This is a genomic window from Pseudomonas aeruginosa, assembly GCF_001457615.1.
Lineage (GTDB): Bacteria > Pseudomonadota > Gammaproteobacteria > Pseudomonadales > Pseudomonadaceae > Pseudomonas > Pseudomonas aeruginosa.
The window spans coordinates 4,488,108-4,511,507 of the sequence record NZ_LN831024.1 but is presented as its reverse complement, the minus strand read 5'-3'; the positions used below and the strand labels follow the sequence as shown (position 1 = coordinate 4,511,507).

General features: G+C 64.7%; 19 protein-coding genes and 2 pseudogenes. 11 read left to right on the top strand and 10 right to left on the bottom strand.

Translation table 11 applies throughout. From position 1 onward, the window contains the following. The first annotated feature begins 18 nt into the window (after positions 1–18). Entirely contained in the window at positions 19–1,068 is a 1,050-nt protein-coding gene (gene dinB, locus AT700_RS20700; RefSeq protein ID WP_003086018.1) for a DNA polymerase IV, read from the top strand. Between the two features lie 6 nt (positions 1,069–1,074). Here dinB and AT700_RS20695 read toward each other — a convergent pair whose 3' ends face one another. From AT700_RS20695 to gacS, 5 genes are all read right to left on the bottom strand, one after another. After that, positions 1,075–3,003 (bottom strand): sulfatase-like hydrolase/transferase, encoded by a 1,929-nt coding sequence (locus AT700_RS20695; protein ID WP_048521375.1) that lies wholly within the window; start codon positions 3,001–3,003, stop codon positions 1,075–1,077. Between the two features lie 112 nt (positions 3,004–3,115). Further along, complete coding sequence (locus AT700_RS20690; protein WP_003086021.1) at positions 3,116–3,523, bottom strand: META domain-containing protein; 408 nt, start codon at positions 3,521–3,523, stop codon at positions 3,116–3,118. A 67-nt stretch (positions 3,524–3,590) separates the two neighbouring features. Further along, on the bottom strand, positions 3,591–4,016 hold the full coding sequence (locus AT700_RS20685) for a hypothetical protein (RefSeq protein ID WP_003086023.1): 426 nt from the start codon (positions 4,014–4,016) through the stop codon (positions 3,591–3,593). A gap of 35 nt (positions 4,017–4,051) precedes the next feature. Further along, a complete protein-coding gene (locus tag AT700_RS20680; protein ID WP_003086027.1) occupies positions 4,052–5,041 on the bottom strand; it encodes a 2-hydroxyacid dehydrogenase in 990 nt (329 codons plus the stop codon). Positions 5,042–5,043: 2 nt separating this feature from the next. Continuing rightward, complete coding sequence (gacS, locus tag AT700_RS20675) at positions 5,044–7,821, bottom strand: two-component system sensor histidine kinase GacS (RefSeq protein WP_048521372.1); 2,778 nt, start codon at positions 7,819–7,821, stop codon at positions 5,044–5,046. A 185-nt stretch (positions 7,822–8,006) separates the two neighbouring features. Between gacS and pirR the strand changes: the two are divergent. From pirR to mazG, 7 genes and pseudogenes are all read left to right on the top strand, one after another. Beyond that, positions 8,007–8,725, top strand: a pseudogene (gene pirR, locus AT700_RS20670) (response regulator transcription factor PirR). Continuing rightward, positions 8,725–10,062: a sensor histidine kinase PirS gene (gene pirS, locus AT700_RS20665; protein WP_078464308.1), complete on the top strand. Its 1,338-nt coding sequence runs from the start codon at positions 8,725–8,727 to the stop codon at positions 10,060–10,062. The pseudogene pirR and the gene pirS overlap by 1 nt, the downstream one beginning before the upstream one ends. 235 nt (positions 10,063–10,297) lie before the next feature. Continuing rightward, a complete protein-coding gene (gene pirA, locus AT700_RS20660; RefSeq protein ID WP_003117107.1) occupies positions 10,298–12,526 on the top strand; it encodes a TonB-dependent siderophore receptor PirA in 2,229 nt (742 codons plus the stop codon). Positions 12,527–12,775: 249 nt separating this feature from the next. Next, entirely contained in the window at positions 12,776–13,675 is a 900-nt protein-coding gene (gene cysM / locus AT700_RS20655) for a cysteine synthase B (RefSeq protein WP_003102419.1), read from the top strand. 8 nt (positions 13,676–13,683) lie between these two features. Then, entirely contained in the window at positions 13,684–15,036 is a 1,353-nt protein-coding gene (rlmD, locus tag AT700_RS20650) for a 23S rRNA (uracil(1939)-C(5))-methyltransferase RlmD (protein ID WP_048521366.1), read from the top strand. A gap of 84 nt (positions 15,037–15,120) precedes the next feature. Next, positions 15,121–17,363: pseudogene (gene relA / locus AT700_RS20645) on the top strand (GTP diphosphokinase). 104 nt (positions 17,364–17,467) lie between these two features. Beyond that, positions 17,468–18,298 carry a nucleoside triphosphate pyrophosphohydrolase gene (gene mazG / locus AT700_RS20640; RefSeq protein WP_023084551.1) on the top strand — a complete coding sequence of 277 codons (831 nt, stop codon included), beginning with the start codon at positions 17,468–17,470 and terminating at the stop codon, positions 18,296–18,298. A 42-nt stretch (positions 18,299–18,340) separates the two neighbouring features. Here mazG and lpxO2 read toward each other — a convergent pair whose 3' ends face one another. Continuing rightward, entirely contained in the window at positions 18,341–19,279 is a 939-nt protein-coding gene (gene lpxO2, locus AT700_RS20635; protein ID WP_003086047.1) for a lipid A hydroxylase LpxO2, read from the bottom strand. A 232-nt stretch (positions 19,280–19,511) separates the two neighbouring features. Here lpxO2 and AT700_RS20630 point away from each other — a divergent pair, with 232 nt between their 5' ends. Together AT700_RS20630 and AT700_RS20625 are read left to right on the top strand one after the other, a co-directional pair. After that, positions 19,512–20,051 (top strand): DUF2058 domain-containing protein, encoded by a 540-nt coding sequence (locus AT700_RS20630; RefSeq protein ID WP_003086049.1) that lies wholly within the window; start codon positions 19,512–19,514, stop codon positions 20,049–20,051. A 187-nt stretch (positions 20,052–20,238) separates the two neighbouring features. Next, complete coding sequence (locus AT700_RS20625) at positions 20,239–21,567, top strand: Wzz/FepE/Etk N-terminal domain-containing protein (RefSeq protein ID WP_003117106.1); 1,329 nt, start codon at positions 20,239–20,241, stop codon at positions 21,565–21,567. Positions 21,568–21,606: 39 nt separating this feature from the next. Here AT700_RS20625 and AT700_RS20620 read toward each other — a convergent pair whose 3' ends face one another. From AT700_RS20620 to AT700_RS20605, 4 genes are all read right to left on the bottom strand, one after another. Next, positions 21,607–21,798 (bottom strand): hypothetical protein, encoded by a 192-nt coding sequence (locus AT700_RS20620; protein ID WP_003454532.1) that lies wholly within the window; start codon positions 21,796–21,798, stop codon positions 21,607–21,609. Between the two features lie 93 nt (positions 21,799–21,891). Then, on the bottom strand, positions 21,892–22,218 hold the full coding sequence (locus AT700_RS20615; RefSeq protein WP_003086055.1) for a Rho-binding antiterminator: 327 nt from the start codon (positions 22,216–22,218) through the stop codon (positions 21,892–21,894). 5 nt (positions 22,219–22,223) lie between these two features. Further along, positions 22,224–22,478 carry a DUF2024 family protein gene (locus tag AT700_RS20610; RefSeq protein ID WP_003086057.1) on the bottom strand — a complete coding sequence of 85 codons (255 nt, stop codon included), beginning with the start codon at positions 22,476–22,478 and terminating at the stop codon, positions 22,224–22,226. Between the two features lie 11 nt (positions 22,479–22,489). Then, the gene (locus tag AT700_RS20605) at positions 22,490–22,723 is read right to left on the bottom strand and encodes a glutaredoxin family protein (protein ID WP_003123221.1); all 234 of its coding nucleotides are present in this window, start codon (positions 22,721–22,723) and stop codon (positions 22,490–22,492) included. A gap of 115 nt (positions 22,724–22,838) precedes the next feature. On the opposite strand from AT700_RS20605, the gene AT700_RS20600 reads away from it, so the two are divergent. Beyond that, complete coding sequence (locus tag AT700_RS20600) at positions 22,839–23,399, top strand: MarR family winged helix-turn-helix transcriptional regulator (RefSeq protein WP_003112585.1); 561 nt, start codon at positions 22,839–22,841, stop codon at positions 23,397–23,399. Position 23,400: the final 1 nt, after the last annotated feature.

Here is a 23,400-nt window from a genome sequence, read left to right as displayed (position 1 = left end):
GCTTGTAGCGAGATTCCGGTGCGGAAAATCATCCATATAGACTGCGACTGTTTCTATGCCGCCCTCGAGATGCGCGACGACCCCAGCCTGCGCGGCAAGGCGCTGGCGGTTGGCGGTTCGCCGGACAAGCGTGGAGTGGTCGCCACTTGCAGCTACGAGGCGCGAGCCTATGGCGTGCGCTCGGCGATGGCCATGCGCACGGCGCTCAAGCTGTGTCCCGATCTGCTGGTGGTGCGCCCGCGTTTCGATGTCTACCGGGCGGTGTCGAAGCAGATCCATGCGATCTTCCGCGATTATACCGATCTGATCGAGCCGCTTTCGCTGGACGAGGCCTACCTGGACGTCAGCGCTTCGCCGCATTTCGCCGGTAGCGCCACGCGGATTGCCCAGGACATCCGCCGCCGGGTGGCCGAGGAGCTGCACATCACCGTTTCGGCGGGCGTCGCGCCGAACAAGTTCCTGGCCAAGATCGCCAGCGACTGGCGCAAGCCGGACGGGCTGTTCGTGATTACCCCGGAGCAGGTCGACGGGTTCGTCGCCGAGTTGCCGGTGGCCAAGTTGCATGGCGTCGGCAAGGTCACGGCGGAGCGCCTGGCGCGGATGGGCATCCGCACCTGCGCCGACCTGCGCCAGGGCAGCAAGCTGAGCCTGGTGCGCGAGTTCGGCAGCTTCGGCGAACGCCTGTGGGGACTGGCCCATGGTATCGACGAGCGACCGGTGGAAGTCGACAGCCGGCGCCAGTCGGTGAGCGTCGAATGTACCTTCGATCGCGACCTGCCGGACCTGGCGGCTTGCCTGGAGGAACTGCCGACCCTGCTCGAGGAGCTGGACGGACGCCTGCAACGCCTGGATGGCAGTTATCGGCCGGACAAGCCGTTCGTGAAACTGAAGTTTCACGATTTCACCCAGACCACAGTGGAACAGTCCGGCGCCGGGCGCGACCTGGAGAGCTACCGGCAATTGCTCGGCCAGGCCTTTGCCCGTGGCAATCGTCCGGTGCGCCTGATCGGCGTCGGCGTGCGCCTGCTCGACCTGCAGGGCGCCCACGAACAACTCAGGCTGTTCTGATGCTCCTCATGGCCTCAACGAAGTCGCGAGGCTCCGCGGCGACGGCTCTTCCCCTACCGGCAAGGCGCTGAAGCGGCCGAGATCCTGCAGCAGTTCCAGGCGTGCTGCACGGAGTGGGCCGCGTATGGCTTCCTGTTGTTCCACGTCGAGCGGGCGGTCGTCGCCATCGCTCACCGGACCGTGGTGACGGTCCGCGCCACGCAGTGGGAAGCTCACCTTGAAGCCTTCGCCCAGGTAGGCGATGCGCGTGGTATCGGCGCTCACCGCATAGTCGCGATGGTAGTCCGCTGCGAGCAGGTCCTGTCCCAGCGAGTAGTCGCGGGGCGGATTGCGTACGCCCAGCAGCGGCAGGAGCGTTGCGGGCAGGTCGATGTGGCTGGTGATGCTGCGGACGGCACGGGGCGCCTGTCCGGGAATGCTCAGCACGGCGACGGTGCCGGTCTGGTAGCGATTGAACTCGGTATTGTGGCCCCAGCGCGAGCGTTCCATGAACTCTTCCCCATGGTCGCCGAGCACCACTACCGCGGTGTTTTCCAGCAGGTGCTGGTTTTCCAGGTGCTGCAGCAGGCGGCCGATCTGTGTATCGACTTCACGCACGGCATTCAGGTAGCGGTTCTTGATCAGCGGCATCTGCGCCTGGAAATCGGTGGTCAGGTAGTTGAAGTTGACCAGATAGGGGCGGATTTTCGCGGTCTCGTCGCGGAAGCTGTAGTTGGCGTGGCTCGACTCGAGGAACAGGCAGGCGAAGAACGGCCGGTCGGGTAGTCGGCGATCGACGAAGCGCAGCAGGTCGTCGGTGTTCCGGGCGTCGCGCTGCCAGGCAGGCTCCGGGCTATCCAGCACGTGCAGGTCCTGGGGGCGCAGGTTGACGAACACGCTGCGGTCGAAGGGCGGATAGCTGAAACGTTGCGCGGCATTGATCCGGAACTGGTAGTTCTGCTGCCTGAGTACCTCCATGAGCACCGGCGGCTGGCCGGCCTTCAGCACGGCGTCCCAGTAGCCGCCGTGCAGCCCGTAGAACATGCCGAAGACGCCCATCTGGGTCAGGTTGCCGCTGCTGTAGTGGTTGTCCAGGCGGATCGCCCGGTTGGAGAAGTCCCACAGCCTGGGCATGTAGCGCGGATCGAGCATGTCCCCGCGGAGCGACTCGGCGACGATCCAGACGATGTTCAATGGGTGCGCCGGGGCGCTGATCTCCAGCGGCCGGAGAGGATAGTGCAGGTCGCTCTGCTGCTGGAGCAGCTCGCGCTGGGTGGGCGTCGGCTGGATGCCCAGGCTTCGCGCCAGGCTGCGGACGGTCAATGGCAGGTAAAGCGGATAGCGTTCGCTGGCCAGCAGGATCGGCCGGTAGTCGCGCAGGGAGCTGAACGCATAGACCAGGCGTTCGCCCAGGGCCAGGCAGAGGAAGGCCGCCAACAGGTAGCGCCAGGCGCGCCGAGGGAGCGCGGGAAGGCGTTCGCGGCTGACCTGGCAGGCGCTGTACAGCAGCACCTGCAGGCAGAGCAGGGCCAGGGCCGCCAGGCTTGCGCTGAGCAGGGTGCCGTCGCCGCTGCCGAGGCTGGAGAGGCCGCCGGGCGAGACCAGCAGGCCGATGCTGAAACCGTTGAGGTGGAATCCGTACAGGTCGTAGAGGGTGCGGTCGGCGTAGAGCAGTATCTGTACCGCCGCGCTGCCGACGATGGCCAGCATGCCTGCCAGCCACGGACTGAGGCGCACGGGAAGGCGATCATGGAAATGCAGGAGCAGTCGGCAGGCGAGGTACACCGGGACTATATAAAGGAAGGCGTAGCTCAGGCTGGCAGCGACGCTCCAGAGCGGCAGCCAGGCGTCGTCGAAGACGATCCCGTCCTGCAGGCGCAGCACCTGCCAGAGCACCACCAGCCACGACAACAGAAAGAAGCGGTTGAGTGTCTCGGTGCTGGGTGGGGCGAACATCAAGCGTCTCCGGGCGAGGATGCGGAAGCCTAGGGACGTGGTGGTCAAGCGGGAATGAAATGGATGTCAAAAAAATGTAAACGGGCGGCGCCGGGTAGCGCCGCTTCAGGCTTCAGTCGTGCTCGGGAACCAGGCGCAGCGGCTTGCCTTCGGCCGGCCACAGGCGCAGCTCGTCGGACGGCGAAATGTCCCAGTGCTGGACGCTCTGCAGCAGGGCCAGGAAGCGCCGTTCCTGCTCCATGATCTCCGCTGCGCACAGGCGGCGGGTGCTGCCGATGGCGCCGAACTGAAGGAGGTCGTCCTGCAGGGTGTAGCTGGCGAACCAGTGGTTGCAGCCGCCATTGCCGAAGGCGCGGCCCTGGCCGTCGAAGGTCAGGCTGATGTGGCTGTAGTCCATCGTCGGTTGTGCGCCGACCCAGTCGACCTGGTAGGCCTGCTCGGTTTCCAGGGTGGTCTCCTGGCTGGCGCAACCGCCCAGGACCAGGGCGGTGGAGGCGAAGAGGGCGAGAGAGGGTTTCATGGCGTTTCCTTTGCGCATTTCGTACGGGCGATAGTTCACAGACCGTCGGTCGGACGGAGCGTTCGCCCTACTGGCATTTCGGGCACAGGTGCTTGCCTTCGCGGCTGCTCCAGCCCAGTTCGTGAATGCGCTCTTCGGCGGCCGGCGCCAGGGCCTTGCGACCGAGACTGGCGTCCACGGCGAACTCGAAGTCGAGACGAGCCTGGCACTGGTCGCAGTCGACCTGCCAGGTATGGATCGCCAGTTCGCGGAATGCCGGGCCGCGGGCGACCGCCAGCCACTGGCCGGGTGGGTTGATCAGGTGGCGAACCTTTTCCACGGTCAGGCGCATGCTCAGGGTCTTGCTGCCCTTGAGGCTGACCAGCAGCACGTCGTCGGCCTTGATCGAGCCGCCGGTGCCGGTGACCTGGTAGCGCCCCGGGGAGAGCGCGCGGCATTCGTTGAGGGTGTATTGCGGGTTGAGCAGGGTGTAACGGAAATCGTGTTCAGCCATGGAGCCTCCAATCAGCCGCGCATGCTACCACGCCATCAGGCCCGGACCCGATTGCGTGGCGTCCCGTCCTGCCAGGCGGCGATGTTGTCCAGGGTGGTGTCGGCGATCGCCGCCAGGGCCTCGCGGGTAAGGAAGGCCTGGTGGGCGGTCACCACCACGTTGGGGAAGCTCAGCAGGCGTGCCAGCACGTCATCCTGCAGGGGCTGGTCGGAGCGATCCTCGAAAAAGATATCCGCTTCCTCTTCATAGACATCGAGGCCGAGGTAGCCCAGTTGTCCGCTCTTCAGCGCCTCGATCAGCGCCGCGGCGTTCACCAGGGCGCCACGGCCGGTATTGATCAGCATCGCGCCGGGTTTCATCGTCGCCAGGCGCTGCGCGTCGATGAGGTGGCGGGTGTCGGCGGTCAGCGGGCAATGCAGGCTGACGATGTCGGACTCGGCGAGCAGGGCGTCGAGCGCCAGGTAGCGGCCGCCGAGCGCTTGGATGCGCGGATTGGGATAGGGATCGTAGGCCAGCAGCTCGCAGCCGAAGCCGGCCATGATGCGGGCGAAGGTCTCGCCGATCTGTCCGGTGCCGATCACTCCGACGCGTTTGCCGTGGAGGTCGAAGCCGGTCAGCCCATGCAGCGAGAAATCGCCCTCGCGGGTCCGGTTGTAGGCGCGGTGCAGGCGCCGGTTGAGCGTCAGGATCAGGCCGACCGCGTGCTCGGCGACAGCGTGCGGCGAATAGGCCGGGACGTGCACCACCGGCAGGCCGAGCGCTTCGGCGGCGGCCAGGTCGACGTGGTTGTAGCCGGCCGAGCGCAGGGCGACCAGGCGCGTGCCGCCAGCGGCCAGGCGTTCCAGCACCGGCCGCGAGAGGTCGTCGTTGACGAAGGCGCAGACTACTTCGAAGCCCTGGGCGAGGACCGCCGTGTCCGCCTGCAGGTGGGCCTGCTGGAAGTGCAGTTCGAAGCCGTGCCGGTGGTTGCTGGCCTGGAAGCTCTCGCTGTCGTAGGCCTGGGTGCTGAAGAACAGGATGCGCATGGTCAGAGTTCGCTGGAGTCGAGGCTGGTGGAGGACAGGTGGGTGGTGGCCGAGGCAGTGTCGGCCAGGGCCTCGATGGCCTTGTCCAGCTCGTCCAGGGCCGCGGCCGCCGCCGGATCGTTCTGCTTGAGCAGGGTTTCGCTGGTCTGGCAGGCCGCGCGCAACTGCGGCACGCCACAGTAGCGGGTGGCGCCATGCAGCCGGTGGACCCTCTCGAGCAAAGCGGTGCGGTCGTCGTTGTCGCGGGCCTGGCGAATCGCCTGGCGGTCCGCCGCCAGCGAGGCCAGCAGCATCGCCAGCATGTCGGCGGCGAGGTCGGCCTTGCCGGCGGCCAGGCGCAGCCCTTCCTCGGGGTCGAGCACGCTCAACTGGCCGAGCTGCGGCGCACGGCTCATGCTGGCCAGCGACTGGCCCAGGCTCAGTCCGGTCCACTTCAGCACTACCTGGGCCAATTGCTGTTCGTCGATCGGCTTGGTCAGGTAGTCGTCCATGCCGGCCTGCAGCAATGCGCGCTTCTCGTTGGAAAGCGCATGTGCGGTGAGCGCGATCACCGGCACCGGGCTGACTTCCCGCTCGGCCTCCCAGCGGCGGATCGCCTCGGTGGCCTGGCGGCCGTCCATGCCGGGCATCTGCACGTCCATGAAGACCAGGTCGAAGCGCTCGCGCTGCACTACCTCGAGGGCCGCGTAGCCGCTGTCCACCGCGGTGACCTGGGCGCCGAGGTCGCTGAGCAGGGTCTGCACCAGCAGCAGGTTGGCCGGGTTGTCGTCGACGCAGAGCAGCCGTGGCGGCCGTCCGGAAACCATGGCGTGGGGCTTGTCGCTGCGCGTCGGGCGGACTTGAAGCAACTCCTGCAGCTTGCGTTGCAGCTTGCGGGTGCAGGCGGGCTTGGCCTCGACCTGTTCGTCGGGCAGGGTCGCGTGGTATTGCGCCTGCTCGGTGGTCGGGCAGAGCACCAGGGTCTTGCAGCCGAGCCGTTCGAATTCCCAGAACGACTGGCTCAGCTCTTCCGGCGGATGGATCGCGGCCGAGACGCCGAGCACCGCCAGGCTGATCGGCAACTGGCCGGGCGGCGGGTTGCGCAGGCTTTCCTGGAGGCTGTCGAGGTCGGCGAATTCGCTCACTTCCAGGCCGAAGTCGGTGAGCTGGTGGTGCAGCGAGCGGCGCGTCAGCTCCTGCGGTTCGAGCAGCGCCACGCGCTGGCCCGCGGCCCAGGAGGCGCCTGGCTCCTCGTTGTCGTCGCGACTTTTCGGCAGACTCAGGCTGATCCAGAATTCGGCACCTTCCCCAGGCGTACTGTCGACGCCGATCTCGCCGCCCATCTGCTCGATCAGGCGCTTGGAGATCACCAGGCCCAGGCCGGTGCCACCGGCTTGCCGCGACAGTGAGTTGTCGGCCTGGCTGAAGGCCTTGAACAAGGCTTGCTGGTCCTCCTCGGAGAGGCCGATACCGGTGTCCTGGACGCTGATCCGCAACTGCGCGCGGTCGTCGCTTTCGTCCTCGAGCATGGCGCGTACGGCGACGGTGCCGCCCTGGGTGAACTTGATGGCGTTGCCGACCAGGTTGGTGAGGATCTGCTTCAGCCGCTGCGGGTCGCCCTGCAATTGGATCGGGGTATCCCGGTAGACCAGGCTGACCAGTTCCAGTTGCTTCTCGTGGGCGGCCGGAGCCAGCATGGTCAGGGCGTCCTGGATCAGGTCGCGGAGATTGAAAGGGAGGTTTTCCAGAACCAGCTTGCCGGCCTCGATCTTCGAGAAATCGAGGATCTCGTTGATGATCCCCAGCAGGCTTTCCGCCGATTTCTGGATGGTCGTGAGGTAGTCCTGCTGGCGCGGGCTGAGCTCGCTCTTCTGCAGCAGGTTGGTGAAACCGAGGATGCCGTTGAGCGGGGTGCGGATCTCTTGGCTCATGTTGGCGAGGAACTCGGACTTGATCCTGCTCGCCTCCAGGGCCTCCTTGCGCGCCAGGTCCAGCTCGATGTTCTGGATCTCGATGGTTTCCAGGTTCTGCCGTACGTCCTCGGTGGCCTGGTCGATGTTGTGCTGCATTTCCTCCTGGGCGCTCTGCAGCGTTTCCGCCATGCGGTTGATGCCAGAGGCCAGTTCGTCCAGCTCGTTGCTGCCCATCGGTGGCAGGCGGGTTTCCATGCGGCCTTCCTTGAGCTGGGCGACGCCCTGGCTGATCAGTTCCAGCGGCGCGTTGATCGCGCGGCTCATGCGCAGGGCGAGGAGGGCGGTGACGCCGAGGCCGGCGGCGATCAGCAAGAGGCTGGTGAACAGGCTGCGATATCCGCGCAGCAGAGTCCCGTGGTGCGACAGTTCCAGTTCGACCCAGCCGAGTACGCGCTCGTCGTCAGGCTCGGTGGCGCCGGACAGGCTGTGGTGGCGGCCAAGAACCGGTAGCAGGAAGTGCGTGGTGTCCAGTTCGGTGGACATGCTCAGATGGCTGGCGTCGCCGGCCGGGGCGACGGTGAGCATGCTTGGCCCGGCATGGGCGAGGCGTTCCTGGCGGGCGTCGAGGAAGGTCACCGCGCGCACGTCCGGTTGGTCCAGCGCCTCGTTGGCGATGCGGTTGAGCACGGCGGTATCCTTTCGCGCCAGCGCGGTGGCGGCCAGCGGCGCCAGTTGTTCGGCGATCAGTTGCCCGCGCTCGATCAACTGGGCGCGCATGTCGGACAGCTGGACCCAGGTGAAGTAACCGCCAAGCACCATCGCCAGCAGGCTGGTGGGGAGCAGGGTGAGCAGCAGTACGCGCCCCTTGATGCCGAGATCCTTGAACACACGTCTCTCCGTCGAGCCAGATCGGGATGGCCGACGCTCCCCGGCCATACGTTTACCCCGCGCAGTTTAGCGGGTCGCGGAAGGGGAATCTGCACCGATGTGCGCAGCCCGGCGGATTCGGCTTGCGACGAAGCGGAAAGATCGTGAATACTGGCACGATTGCTAATCAATCTTATTTGGCTGCCATGTTCCCATCCCTGACGCCCGACCCCCGACTGCTGGCCATCGAGGACGATCCGACACTGGGCGCACATCTGTTCCAGCACCTCAATGGCAGCGGTTTCGAGGTGACCTGGTGCCGAGACGGGGAAGAGGGGTTGGCGGCTGCGCGCAGCGGCGGCTATGACCTGATCCTGATGGACATCATGCTGCCCGGGCGCGATGGCCTCGAGATTCTTCGCCAACTCCGCCAGGAGCAGGCGCTGCCGGTGATCCTGATGTCAGCCCTGGGCGCCGAGCAGGACCGCATCGCCGGGTTCAGCCAGGGCGCCGACGATTATCTGCCGAAGCCTTTCAGCCTGGCCGAGCTGCGGGTACGCATCGATGCCATCCTGCGTCGGATCGCCCTGGAGCGGGGGGCGCGCCGGGCCGCTGCGCCGAACCGCTGGCGCGGCCCTCGCTGCAATTCTCTGCCGATGTCTGCGATGTCGGCCTTGGCGAGCGGTTCGCCGGCCTGACGCCGACCGAATACCGCCTGCTGGAAACCTTCCTCGCCGCGGAAGGCGAGACCCTGACCAAGGCCTTCCTTTACCAGCATGTCCTGCACCGCGGTCATACCCAGCATGATCGCAGCCTGGACATGCACGTCAGTCACCTGCGGCGCAAGCTGCAACGCCTCGGTTACGCCGGTCACCAGTTGCATACCGTCTGGGGCAAGGGTTACGTCCTGACACCGGCGCCATGATGCCCAACCGCCATTCGCTGTTCTGGCGCCTGGCCCTGGTGCTGGTGGCGTTCTTCCTGCTATCGGTATGGCTGTCCTGGACCTGGGGACGCAGTGCCGAACTGAAGGGTTACTACCTGTCCGCCGAAGCCCGCTCCGCCTTGGCGGATTATGCGCGGCGAGCCGAACGTGCCTGGCTCGACGATGGCCGCGAGGGCATCGACCGTTGGCTGGCCGAGCCGCGCCAGCGGGCGCTGGACTGGGTGGTCGTGCTCGACGGACGGCTGCAATCGCTGGGCAGTCGTCCGCTCACCACGGAGGAAGCCGAGCGCCTGACTTTCCTGCGGGGCGTCGACTGGCCGATGAGCTCCCGCTCGTTGTCGCGGCCGTTCATCAGCCTGCGCTTCCCCGAACATCCGGAGCAAGGCCGGGTGGTCCTGCGTCTTCCCGCCGAGTTCGTCCCTCCCGGCTTGTCGCCGGCCAAGCGCCTGGTCACCCATGGCCTGGTGCCGGCCGGGCTGGCCCTGCTGCTGGGAGTGTTGCTGTATCGGCGCTGGATAGTGCCGCTGGGACGCCTGCGAGCGCAGGCCAATGCCCTGCGCGGCAACGACCTGACGGCGCGTACGCAGGCAGAGATCAGCCGGCGCAGCGACGAGCTGGGCGATCTGGGGCGGGCGTTCGACCATATGGCCGAGCGACTCGACGAGCACATGGTGTTGCAGCGCCAACTGCTCCGCGATCTCTCCCACGAGCTGCGCACGCCGCTGGCGCGCCTGCAGGTGGCGGCAGAGGGCACGCTGTCCGCGCAGCTCCTGCGCGAGCGCCTGGAGCAGGAGGTACGGGGCATGCAGCAACTGGTGGACAACACCCTGGAGCTGGCCTGGATGGACACCGAACGCCCGGTATTGGCGCTGGAGGACATTTCCATCCCGGCGTTATGGGACCTGCTGGTGGAGAACGCACGCTTCGAAAGCGGCTGGGCCGCCGAGCGGTTCCGCAGCGCTCTGCCCGAGGATTGTGTCGTGCGTGGCAACCTCAATGCACTTGCCCAGGCCCTGGAGAACCTGCTGCGCAACGCCATCCGGCATTCGCCGGAAGGCGGCGTGATCCGCCTGCATGGTCGGCGCGAAGGAAGTTGCTGGTGGCTTTGCCTGGAAGACCAGGGCGAGGGTGTGGCCGAGCACCAGTTGGAGACCATCTTCCGCCCGTTCACCCGGCTGTCTTCGGCACGTACCGGCAAGGGCTTCGGCCTGGGACTGAGCATTGCCCGTCGCGCCGTGGTGCTCCAGGGCGGCCGCCTATGGGCGGAAGCCGCCGATCCGGGGCTGCGCCTGTGCCTGGTGCTGCCTTCTGCCTAGCGAGGCGCAGGTACCTTTACATTTGGCCTGGATGTAAATGATCTTTACTCTCTTTTGTTAATGATTATCATCCGTGCCGATCTCCTCGGCCGGCCTTGTTCCGGGTCTGCGCCCTGTCCTACCCGTGCCGAGACGTCACCCGCGCAACGCCGGCGACCCAGGCTTCAGAAAAAACGTCAACGTATCCCTCGTGGCTCGCCTGCTACCCGTTTTCCCTCGACAGGAGTAGTCACGCATGTACCCCCAATTCCGTCGCGGCCATCTCGCCGCTGCCGTCCTTTTCGCTTCATCGAGCCTGCTGGGCGGGCAGGCCCTGGCCGAGGACGAGCGCCTGGAAGAACTGGACGAACGCGCCGAATCGGTGGTCCAGCTGGGTGACGAGGTGGTGCTGGGCACCGCCGAACAGGAGCTCAAGCAGGCACCGGGGGTATCCATCATCACCGCCGAGGACATCAGGAAGCGCCCGCCGGTGAACGATCTCTCCGAGATCATCCGCACCATGCCCGGGGTCAACCTCACCGGCAACAGTTCCAGCGGCCAGCGCGGCAACAACCGGCAGATCGACATCCGCGGCATGGGGCCGGAGAACACCCTGATCCTGGTCGACGGCAAACCGGTCAGCTCGCGCAACTCGGTGCGCTACGGCTGGCGCGGCGAACGCGACACCCGCGGCGACAGCAACTGGGTGCCGCCGGAGGAGGTCGAGCGCATCGAGGTCCTCCGTGGGCCCGCGGCGGCACGCTACGGTTCCGGCGCGGCGGGCGGGGTAGTCAACATCATCACCAAGCGCCCGACCGATCGTTTGCGTGGTTCCATGACGGTGTTCACCAACATTCCGGAAAGCTCCAAGGATGGCGCCACGCGCCGCGCCAACTTCAGCCTCAGCGGGCCGCTGACCGAAGCCTTGAGCTTCCGCGCGTACGGCAGCGCGAACAAGACCGATTCGGACGATACCGACATCAACCTCGGACATACCGTCAACCCGAGCCGTACCGTGGCCGGACGCGAAGGGGTACGCAATCGCGATCTCAGCGGGATGCTGTCGTGGCAGGTGACCCCCGACCAGGTCGTCGATTTCGAAGCGGGCTTCAGCCGACAGGGCAACATCTATGCCGGCGATACCCAGAACAACAACGGCACCGCCAATACCCAGGGACTCGCCGACGACGGTGCGGAGACCAACCGCATGTATCGCGAGAACTACGCCATCACCCACAACGGGACCTGGTCGTTCGGTACTTCCAGGTTCGTCGCCCAGTACGACTCCACCCGCAACAACCGTCTGGAGGAGGGGCTGGCCGGTTCCGTCGAGGGGCAGATCGGCGCCGACCGTTCGTTCAGCACCAGCAAGCTGGAGAACTATCGCCTCAGCGGCGAACTCAACCTTCCGTTGCATGCGTTGTTCGAGCAGGTGCTGACGGTGGGCGCGGAGTGGAACAAGGAAACCCTCAACGACCCGTCCTCGCTCAAGCAGGGCTTCGTGGGAAGCGATAGCTTGCCGGGGACCCCCGCGGCCGGCTCGCGAAGCCCGAAAAGCAAGGCGGAGATCCGCGCGCTGTACGTGGAAGACAATATCGAACTGCGCCCCGGCACCATGCTCACCCCCGGGCTGCGCCTGGACGATCACAGCGACTTCGGCCTGAACTGGAGCCCGAGCCTGAACGCTTCCCAGACGCTCGGCGAATACTTCACGGTCAAGGCCGGTATCGCACGGGCCTTCAAGGCGCCCAACCTGTACCAGAGCAACCCGAACTACCTGCTCTATACCCGTGGCAACGGTTGCCCGATCCAGACCAGCAGCGGCGGCTGCTACCTGGTCGGCAACGAGAACCTGGACGCCGAGACCAGCGTAAACAAGGAACTGGGCATCGAGTTCCGGCGCGATGGCTGGGTCGCCGGGCTCACCTACTTCCGCAACGACTACAAGAACAAGATCGTCGCGCCGCTGGATGTCATGGGACAGACCGGGACCGGTAACAACATCCTGCAATGGAGCAACGCGAAGAAAGCAGTGGTCGAGGGCCTGGAAGGCAACCTGCTGGTCCCCCTGCACGAGGACCTGAGCTGGAGCACCAACCTGACCTATATGCTGCAATCCAAGGACAAGGACACCGGCAACCCGCTTTCGGTGATCCCCGAGTACACCCTGAACTCGACCCTGGACTGGCAGGCCAGCGAGCGTCTTTCCACCCAACTGACCAGCACCATCTACGGCCGCCAGGAGCCGCCGAAGCATGGCACCAGCCGCAACACGCCGGTGGTCTCGCGAAAAGAGGTGGGTACCTATGGCATCTGGGGCGTCAGCGCCGGCTACACCTTCAGCGAGAACCTGAGCGTACGGGGCGGGGTAAGCAACCTCTTCGACAAGCGCCTGTACCGCCAGGGCAACTCCTTCGACGCCGGCGCGGCAACCTACAACGAGCCGGGTCGCGCCTACTACGTTTCGATGACCACCTCGTTCTGATCGCCGCGGCCAACGCGCTTTCACCGGCAGGCGCAACGCCTGTCGGACCTTTCTTTGGCGTTGGTCAGGCATCGGCTGTCCAACGCCAGGTTTTCTCTTCGGACGCCTCTGGTCATCGCATCGCATGCCGTTCCGGGCGGTCTTTCGGCTGAATCGGCATGCATGACCGGATATTGCGGTGCTAGGGTCCGGCCCCAGTTTCCCGGTATCATGCTCAGCCTTTACCGTCAGTGCCGAACGAGTGCCTCCATGACCGTGCAGTACCCGACTATCGCCGACTGCGTTGGCAATACCCCTCTGGTGCGTCTGCAGCGCCTTCCCGGGGAAACCTCCAATACCCTGCTGGTGAAGCTCGAAGGCAACAACCCGGCGGGATCGGTGAAGGACCGCCCGGCCCTGTCGATGATCACCCGTGCCGAACTGCGCGGCGACATCCGCCCCGGCGATACGCTGATCGAGGCTACTTCCGGCAACACCGGCATCGCCCTGGCCATGGCGGCGGCGATCAAGGGTTACAAGATGATCCTGATCATGCCGGACAACTCCACGGCCGAACGCAAGGCGGCGATGACCGCCTATGGCGCCGAGCTCATTCTGGTCAGCAAGGAAGAGGGCATGGAGGGCGCGCGCGATCTGGCCGACAAGCTGCAGCGCGAAGGCCGCGGCAAGGTCCTCGACCAGTTCGCCAATGGCGACAACCCGGAAGCCCATTACCACAGCACCGGCCCGGAAATCTGGCAGCAGACCGGCGGCAGCATCACCCATTTCGTCAGCTCCATGGGCACCACCGGGACCATCATGGGCGTCTCGCGCTACCTCAAGGAGCAGAACCCGGCGGTGCAGATCGTCGGCCTGCAACCCATGGAGGGCTCGGCCATCCCGGGAATCCGACGCTGGCCGCAGGAATACCTGCCGAAGATCTATGACGCCAGTCGCGTCGACCGGGTCGTCGACATGCACCAGGACGAAGCCGAGGACATCATGCGCCGGCTGGCCCGCGAGGAAGGCATCTTCTGCGGCGTGTCCTCCGGTGGGGCGGTGGCGGCGATGCTGCGCCTGTCCCGCGAACTGGAGAATGCCGTGCTGGTGGCGATCATCTGCGACCGCGGCGACCGCTACCTGTCTTCCGGCGTCTATGACCCGCGCTGAGCATGTCCATGGCCAGAAATAAGGGCGGGCTGCGCTTCCAGCCCAGCGGTGGTGCGCGCGGTCCCGCGATACCGGTAGGCAAGAAGCAGCGCCTGACCATCGAGCGCCTGGCCCATGACGGCCGAGGTATCGCCCACGAGGCGGGGATGACCTGGTTCGTCAGCGGCGGGCTGCCTGGCGAGGAACTTGAGGCCCGGGTGCTGGGCGCACGAAGCAAGGTGGTCGACGCGCGCAGCGAGCGCCTGTTCAGCAGTAGCGACCTGCGTCGCCGCGAGCCCTGCACTGTAGCGGGTCGCTGCGGCGGCTGCACCCTGCAGCACCTGGAACACGGCGAGCAGTTGACCCTGAAGCAGCGTACCTTGCAGGAGCAGTTGCAGCGTTTCGCCGGGATCGAGCCGGAAGAATGGGCCGCCCCTCTGGTCGGGCCCGAATTCGGCTATCGGCGCCGCGCTCGGATCGCCGTGCGCTGGGATGCCAGGGCGCGGCGTCTGGATGTCGGCTTCCGTGCCTCGGCCAGCCAGGAGATCGTCGCCTTCGATGAGTGCCTGGTCCTGGTGCCGCCTTTGCAAACGATTGCCCGTGCCCTGCCTGCTCTTCTGCAGGACTTCCGCAAGCCGGAAAGCATCGGCCACGTGGAGCTCTTCCATGGCACGGCCAGTGCATTGCTGTTGCGGCATACGACTGCCCTGGTCGACGAGGATCGCCAGCGCCTGGCCGCTTTCTGCTCCGCACACCAGGCCCAGCTCTGGCTGCAAGGTGCGGAACAGCCCTTGCCGGTGGAGCCGGCCGCCGAACTGGGCTACTCCTTGGGTGACTGGCAACTGACTCTGGCATACCGACCCGGAGACTTCGTCCAGGTCAATGCGCCGGTGAACGAGTCGATGATCCGCCAGGCCCTTGACTGGCTGGCGCCGACCGCCGACGAGCGGGTCCTCGACCTGTTCTGCGGGCTGGGCAATTTCTCCCTGCCGCTGGCGCGCCGGGTGGCGCGGGTAGTCGGGGTGGAGGGCGTGGCGGCGATGGTCGAGCGGGCAGGCGCCAACGCGCTGGCCAATGGCCTTGGCAACGCGCACTTTTTCCAGGCCGACCTGTCCAAAGCGCTTGCCGAAGCGCCCTGGGCGGAGCAAGGTTTTACCGCTGTGCTGCTCGATCCGCCGCGCGACGGCGCGTTCGAGGCGGTACGCGAAATGAGTTCTCTGGGTGCCCGGAGGGTAGTCTATGTATCCTGCAATCCGGCGACCCTGGCGCGCGATGCTGGCGAAATGGCCAGGCAGGGCTATCGTCTGAAGCGCGCCGGAATCCTCGATATGTTTCCGCAGACCGCACATGTCGAGGCCATGGCTTTGTTCGAGGCAGGCTAGGATGCCTGCGTAATCCGACCAGCCCGTTCGAAGGCTGGCGCAGTCATCGGTGGGCTACGCGCACCGTGGTAAAGGGTAGGCAAGATGGTACAGGTGAGAGCGCACCAGCCGGTCAACACCGACGGCAGTATCAACCTCGAGGCCTGGCTGGACCACGTCCAGAACCTCGTCCCCGGGCTCGATCGTCAGGGCTTGCTGGAGGCTTGCGAGTTCGCTCGCGAATCCGAGCAGCGAGCGATCGCCGCACAGAACTCCTGGGCGGAAGGCACGTCCAGCTTCCAGACCGGACTGGAAATCGCCGAGATCCTCGCGGACCTCAAGCTGGATCAGGAGTCCCTGGTCGCCGCGGTCATCTATCGAGGCGTGCGGGAAGGCAAGATCACCCTGGAAGCGGTCAACAAGCATTTCGGGCCGGTGGTGGCCAAGCTGATCGAGGGCGTGCTGCGCATGGCCGCGATCAGCGCCAGCCTCAATCCGCGCCATTCCATGGTGCTGGGTACCCAGGCGCAGGTGGAGAACCTGCGCAAGATGCTGGTGGCGATGGTCGACGACGTTCGCGTCGCCCTGATCAAGCTGGCCGAGCGCACCTGCGCCATTCGCGCGGTGAAGAACGCCGACGAGGAAAAGCGCCACCGCGTCGCCCGGGAAGTCTTCGATATCTACGCGCCGCTGGCCCACCGCCTGGGCATCGGGCATATCAAGTGGGAGCTGGAGGACCTGTCCTTCCGCTACCTCGAGCCCGACCAGTACAAGCAGATCGCCAAGCTGCTGCACGAGCGCCGGCTGGATCGCGAGCAGTACATCGCCAACGTGATGAGCCAGTTGAAGGAAGCTCTCGCGGCCACCGGCGTACAGGCCGATCTCAGCGGACGGGCGAAACACATCTATTCGATCTGGCGCAAGATGCAGCGCAAGGGCCTGGACTTCAGCCAGATCTACGACGTTCGCGCCGTGCGCGTGCTCGTTCCGGAGATGCGCGACTGCTACACCGCGCTGGGCATCGTGCATACCCTCTGGCGGCACATTCCCAAGGAGTTCGACGACTACATCGCCAACCCCAAGGAAAACGGCTATCGCTCGCTGCATACCGCAGTGATCGGCCCCGAGGGGAAGGTGCTGGAAGTACAGATCCGTACCCACTCCATGCACGAAGAGGCGGAGCTCGGAGTCTGCGCGCACTGGCGCTACAAGGGGACCGACGTCAAGGCCAGCTCCAACCATTACGAGGAAAAGATCTCCTGGCTGCGCCAGGTGCTCGAATGGCACGAGGAACTGGGCGACATCGGTGGCCTGGCGGAGCAACTGCGGGTCGATATCGAGCCGGACAGGGTCTACGTCTTCACTCCCGACGGCCATGCCATCGACCTGCCCAAGGGCGCGACCCCGCTGGATTTCGCCTATCGGGTCCACACTGAAGTCGGACACAACTGCCGCGGGCGAAGATCAACGGACGCATCGTGCCGCTGAACTACAGCCTGCAGACCGGCGAGCAGGTCGAGATCATCACCGGCAAGCACAGCGGTCCGAGCCGCGACTGGCTGAACAGCAACCTGGGCTACGTCACCACCTCCCGGGCGCGGGCGAAGATCGTCCACTGGTTCAAGCTGCAGGCGCGGGACCAGAACGTCGCTGCCGGCAAGGCCCTGATCGAACGCGAGCTGTCGCGCCTGGCGCTGCCGCCGGTGGATTTCGACCGGCTGGCGGAGAAGGCCAACGTGCGTACCGCCGAGGATATGTTCGCCGCTCTCGGCGCCGGCGACCTGCGCTTGGCGCACCTGGTCAACTATGCCCAGCAACTGGTCGAGCCGGACCGCGACAGCGAGCAACTCGAACTGATCCCGCGCAAGCCGAGCAAGATCGGCCACGGCAAGCGCGGCGACGTGCAGATCCAGGGTGTCGGCAATCTCCTGACGCAGATGGCCGGCTGCTGCCAGCCGCTGCCGGGAGATCCCATCGTCGGCTACATCACGCTGGGCCGTGGGGTCACCATCCACCGCCAGGATTGCGCCACCGCGCTGCAACTGGCGGGACGCGAACCGGAGCGGATGATCCAGGTCAGTTGGGGGCCGGAGCCGGTTCGCACCTATCCGGTGGATATCGCGATCCGTGCCTATGATCGTTCCGGCCTGTTGCGCGACGTGTCCCAGGTGCTGCTCAATGAGCGGATCAACGTTCTGGCGGTGAATACCCGTTCGAACAAGGAAGACAACACCGCGACCATGCAACTGACCATCGAGATTCCCGGTCTGGACGCTCTTGGACGCCTGCTGGCGCGCGTCTCGCAACTGCCCAACATCATCGAGGCGCGGCGCAACCGTACGCCTTGAGGCGAGGTGGAAACAGGCCACGGGCGCTCGCAGGCTGCCCGTGGCCTTTTCGTTTCCGGAAAGGGCAGAATGCCCGGACCGTTCACTGAAGACCCGAGATACCCATGTACCGACTCAACGACCTGCTCCACCTCATGGCGCGCCTGCGCGATCCCGAATTCGGCTGCCCCTGGGATCTCCAGCAGAGCTACGCGACCATCGTCCCGCACACCCTGGAAGAAGCCTACGAAGTAGCGGACGCCATAGAGCAGGGGGATTTCCCGCAATTGCGCGAGGAACTGGGCGACCTGCTGTTCCAGGTGGTCTATTACAGCCAGTTGGCTCGCGAAGAGGATCGCTTCGCTTTCGACGAGGTGGTGGACGGCATCACCCGCAAGCTGATCCGTCGACATCCCCACGTATTCCTCGATGGCGATCTCTATGGCAAGCCCGATGCGGCGAAGCTGGCCGAAGCGGCGGTCAAGCAGCGCTGGGAAGAACTGAAGGCCGAGGAGCGTGCCGCCAAGGCCAAGGAGCCGCAGCAGTTGTCGCTGCTGGATGACGTTCCTGTCGCCCTGCCGGCGTTGTCACGGGCGGCGAAGCTGCAGAAGCGCGCGGCGCAGGTCGGCTTCGACTGGCCGGAAGCGCTGCCGGTGGTGGACAAGGTTCGCGAGGAGCTGGACGAAGTCCTCGAGGCGATGGCAGAGGGTGACGAGGGTGCCGTGGGCGAGGAGGTTGGCGACCTGCTGTTCGTCGTGGTCAACCTGGCCCGGCATCTCAAGGTCGATCCGGAGGCTGCTCTGCGCCAGGCCAACGGCAAGTTCGAGCGGCGATTCCGGTTCATCGAGCGGAACCTGCGCGAAGCCGGCCGGAAAGCCGAAGAGTGTTCGCTGGAGGAACTGGACAGCCTCTGGGGCGAGGCCAAGAAAGCGGAGAGGAGCGCGCCCGGCTGTTAATGGGAAAATTACCGTGGCAGCCGGGCTGCCACGGCATCTGAATCAGCCGAAGATCCAACGATAGAGGATGACCAGCAGGATCACCGCCAGCACCGGGCGGAGGATTCGGTAGGCCTTCGGGTAGGCGCGTTTGAAGCGCTTCACCTGGGCGCCGATGGCATTGCCGCCGCGAATGGCGACCGAGTAGGCCTGGTTGATGCTGCCGACGCGTTCGCCTTCGACGTTCTGCGGTGCGGTCGCTCGCCCGAGAATGCCGCTTATCCAGCGATTGAGCCGGGTCAGCAGGCGGGAGCGGAGCGGCCGCTCGATATCGCAGAAGAGAATCACCCGGGTCTGCTCGGTCTCGTTCTTCACCCAGTGGACGAAGGTTTCGTCGAACATCACGTCTTCGCCATCCCGCCACGCGTAGGGCTGGCCGTCGACGTAGATGCGGCAGTTGTCCGAATTCGGCGTGGACAGGCCGAGGTGATAGCGCAGCGAGCCGCCGAAGGGGTCGCGGTGCGGATTCAGGTGGCTGCCGCCGGGAAGCAGGGTGAACATCGCGCCCTTGACGTTGGGGATGCGGCTCACCAACTCTACGGTCTTCGGGCAGAGCTGCTGGGCGGAGGGCAGCGGGCCGTCGTACCAGGTCAGGTAGAAGCGCTTCCAGCCTTTCTTGAAGAACGAGCCGAAGCCGGCTTCGTTATTGTTCAGGGCAGCCCGGATATAACCCTCGTCGAACAGGTTGAGGGCTTCTTCGCGGATGGTTTGCCAATTGTTCTTCAGTTCGTCCAGCTCCGGAAAACGGCTGCGATCCAGATAGGGCTTCGAGGGAACGCTGGAGAACAGGTACATCAGCGAGTTGTAGGGGGCGAACCAGGCGGAGTGGTTGACCAGTTGGCGCAGGAAGGGCAAGCGCGCGCGCCCACGGAAATGGACGAACAGGACGCTGGCGACGAACAGGCCCACCAGAGTGACTTTTACCAGGAGAGAAACGCTCATGCCTTGCTTTCCATGCCTTCGATATCAGGGGCCGGGAGGAGTGCCTGCGGGTGCTCGGGACGGTAGGGAGGGGTCTCCAGGGCATGCGTGGCAGTTTGCGAGCCGCCGAGACTTGCGTTGAGGCGGCTGAGGCTGGAGGATTATACCCCCTGCGAGGGCCGGCTGAACCCCAGTCGGCTGGAAGATTATGCCGCACCCCACCGGGCGTGCCACGCGAGCGAGTCGTTGACGAATGAGCATGTCATTGCGTGACCAGTTGCTGAAAGCCGGGCTGGTCAATGAGAAACAGGCCAAGCAGGCCACCAAGCAGAAACAGAAACAGCAGCGTCTGGAGCACAAGAACCAGGTCGACAAGGACGACTCCCAGCGCCAGGCGGCGGAGCAGGCCAAGGCGGAAAAGCTGGCGCGCGACCAGGAATTGAACCGCCAGCAGCAGGAAAAAGCCGAGAAGAAGGCCAAGGCCGCGCAGATCAAGCAACTTATCGAAGGGACGCGCCTGCCCAAGCTGGAAAGCGACGACTACTACAATTTCGTCGACGCCAAGAAGGTCAAGCGGATCGCGGTCAACGACCTGATCCGCGACAAGCTGAGCCGAGGCAGCCTGGCTATCGTCAGCTATGACGGACGCTACGAGATCGTGCCCCGGGATGCGGCGGTGAAGATCCAGGAGCGCGATCCGCGGCGGGTGGTGCTGCTCAACGTACAGAGCCAGGAGCCGGACGAAGACGATCCCTACAAGGACTATGTGGTGCCCGACGATCTCATGTGGTGAGGCCCGCATCCGGAGTGTCGCTTGACCGGTACGGATGCCGGTCAACTACCAATTCTGGAATGCGAAGCAGTTCTAAAATAACTACCGATGATTTCGTTTCGATAGCATAATGCCTTTCCTCAGAAATATCCTACGGTTGCCTTTGCGTGCATCTGTGGGCTAGCCGCCTATCGAAAAGGACGTTGGTATGCCTTCCTCACAGCTTCCGGGGGCTTCGCCCTCGGAGATCGATCTCGTTCAGCTGTTCCAGCAATTGTGGGCGTCGAAATGGCTGATAGCGCTGATCGCGGCCTTGGCGACCGCCGCTGCGCTCGCCTACGCGCTGTTGGCCGTTCCAACCTACCAGGTGGATGTCCTGTTGCGGCCGATCCAGACCAAGGCCCTGGAGGCTGTCAATGTCAACGGGCTGTATGCCCTGACTCCGCGGGAAGCGCTGGATCGCGTCGGCAACGAGCTGGCAGCCTACTCCGGCAGGCTGGAGTATTTCGAAGCCCATCCAGAGCTATTCCAGCAATTGAACGCCGAGGGCCTGTCCCCCGAGCAGGCTTTCTGGAAGTTCAACCAGGATGCCTTCAGCATGCAGCAGGCGGACTTGAAGAAGGACCCCCAGGCGGCGCCTTTCTTCCGCTTGTCCATGCAGTATCCCCAGGGCATGGATGGTGCCGCCATTCTCAACGGCATGCTCGCGTCGACCATCGAGAACGAGCGCCAGCGAATCCTGGACGACCTCCAGGCACGTATCGACGGTCGCCTGCAATTCCTCGAGCAGGATATCGAAGGCAAGCGTGCCAGTTACCAGGCTACCAAGGAGGGCAAGATCGCCCGGTTGCTGGAAGCGGACAGCATCCGGCGGGCCGGCCTGGAGGATGAGCTCAAGGCGTTGCGCGGGCGGCTGAAGATGGTGCGCGATTCGCGTATCCAGCAGCTCAACGAGGCTATCCAGATCGCCACCCGGCTGGGGATCGTCAAGCCGACGACCCCGGGCGCACTGGGAGAGGTCGGGCAGGATGGCTCGCGCAGCGTTTTCCGCACCGAGGTGAATAACCAGCAGATACCCCTGTATTTCATGGGTGTCGATGCCTTGACCGCCGAGCGCGATACCTTGCTCAAACGCAAGGGCGATGACTTCACCGAGCCCCGCGTGGCGAAGATCCAGCAGGAGCTGAAGCAGCTGGAGAACAACCGTGAAGTGCAATACCTGCAGGCTCGAAAGGGCGAGGAGCGTTTCTTCGAAAACATCGACAAGCTGCGTGGAGAGCAGGCGCGCCTCAAGACTCTGAAGGCGAGCGAGCTGAAGATCGAACTGGTGCGGATCGACCAGAAGGCTTCGACCCCTCTGAAACCGATCAAGCCGCGCAAGGCCTTGGTGGTGGCCTTGGGTCTCCTGGGCGGGTTGGTGTTCGGCGTGCTGGTGGCTCTGGTTCGGGCAATGTTGCGTGCCCCTCGGCAACGGGTACAGGAAGATAGCCTGCCGCCGGGAGTCGTCAGTCTCGACCGGAGCCTTTCCGGGACCTGAGATCAAAGGTGCGCCCCCGAAGTACGCGGGGCGCATGGTTCAGGCCGATTTACCTATCTGCCGCAGTTCTTCTTCTTTCTCCAGCTTGATCCGATAGGCGTGGGCGTCATCCTCGTTATGGAAGACGCCAACCAGCAGTCCCTGCTGATGCACGTCCCAGCAGCGGCGGCCAAGCGCACGCAGCTCGCGGGATTTGTGGTCATCGTCACGCTCGGTCACTGTCACACTCATCTTTTCTGCTCCAGGGTTGATCTGCATCAAGGCAAATCCAGCCTATTTCAATAGCAGGCTAATCAAATAGCCCTGGAATTGAGAAAAACCTTTTCAGTTTCCAAGGTGTGAAGGTGGCATGCCGGATGCTCTGGAACAGGCCTCTTCCCTCAGGCGTATGCGGCCGAACAAGGCCGCTTCCGTGAGGGCGGTAATCGCCAACAGGCGATCCAGGCGCAGCAGCAGAGTCGCTCCTTCGACGGCCACCTCAAGGTATTCCTCCTTGCCGCCGCCTGGCCGAACGGCCCGGGTATGCGTCGTGCGCGCCTCGGCTTCGAAGCGAACACCGTCCTCGAGTTCGAGGAGCAACCGGTAGCGGTAGAGGCAGGCGATCTCCAGGTAGTCATGGAGATCGCAGGCGATCGGGTGGTAGCTGTCCATTGGCCTCAACAGCCTTCCAGGGGAAGGATGTAATGGCCATGGAGCCGAATGGCTTCGGCAACCTCTGCTGTCGCAATCTCGCTATGGCAGTAGCTGCAATGCCCCTGGCTGATATCGGCCTCGTCTATGCCTCTTCCGGCGAGCCAGCGTCGAGCGAACTCGCCGGCGCGAGCCCCCAGTTCCTCCGTGACCAGGACATCGAAGTGCAGGTAGCGGCCGTCGCGGGTTCGCACATGGGTGTCGAAGATCTTCACCTCCATGGCCGTTCTCCTTATTTCAGATCGCTGAGCGCCGCACCGAAGTTAAGGTGCAGTACCTGTCCGTCGACAACCAGGGCAGGAACCGACTTGACCCCGGCCTTTTCCGCCTCGGCGATGCGTGCCGATTGTTCGGCGAGATGGACCACTTCGATGTCCACCTGCTTGTGATCGAGCAATGGCAGCAAGGAACGTTCGGCTTCGACACAGATTGCGCAGCCGGCGTGGTAGTAGATGGCTTTGGTCATGCTGATTCTCCTGTGGGAATTTAGTATCGATACGATACGTTTTCAGCCTAAACAAGGCGCGACCTCTTTGTCAAACATGTTTTTAGTCGATACTATATTGGCAAGGAGGTATCCCATGTCCGCCATCGCCCTTTACGATTATCTGGAAAGGCTGACCAGCCTGATGCGTGCCTGGTCCCGCGAGCAGCCGCTGGTGGCTGAGCTGCAGCCGGTGCAGTTGAGCGCCTTGCATTACCTGGCGCGTTGTAATCGCTATTCGGATACTCCGCTGGGCGTGACCGAATACCTCGGCTTGACCAAGGGCACAGTGTCGCAATCGCTCAAGGTGCTGGAAGGGCGGGGGCTGATCAGCAAGCTGCCGGATGCGCGGGATCGGCGCAGCGTTCATCTGCGGCTGACCGATGCGGGGCGCGCGCTGATCGAGGCGGTGATTCCGCCGCAGTTCCTCGAGCAGGCCGTCACGGCACTGGGCGAGAAGGGCGAACACTTGCAAGGCTTGTTGCGTGATCTTCTGGTCGTCATCCAGCGTCAGGAGGATGTGCCTGGTTTCGGCCTTTGTCGGTCCTGCCGGTTCCATCAACGGCGTGCGGGTTCGCCCTTCTGCGGTCTAACCGGGGAGCCGTTGAGCGATGCCGATGCCGAACTGATCTGCCGCGAGCACCAGGCCTGCGGCTGAT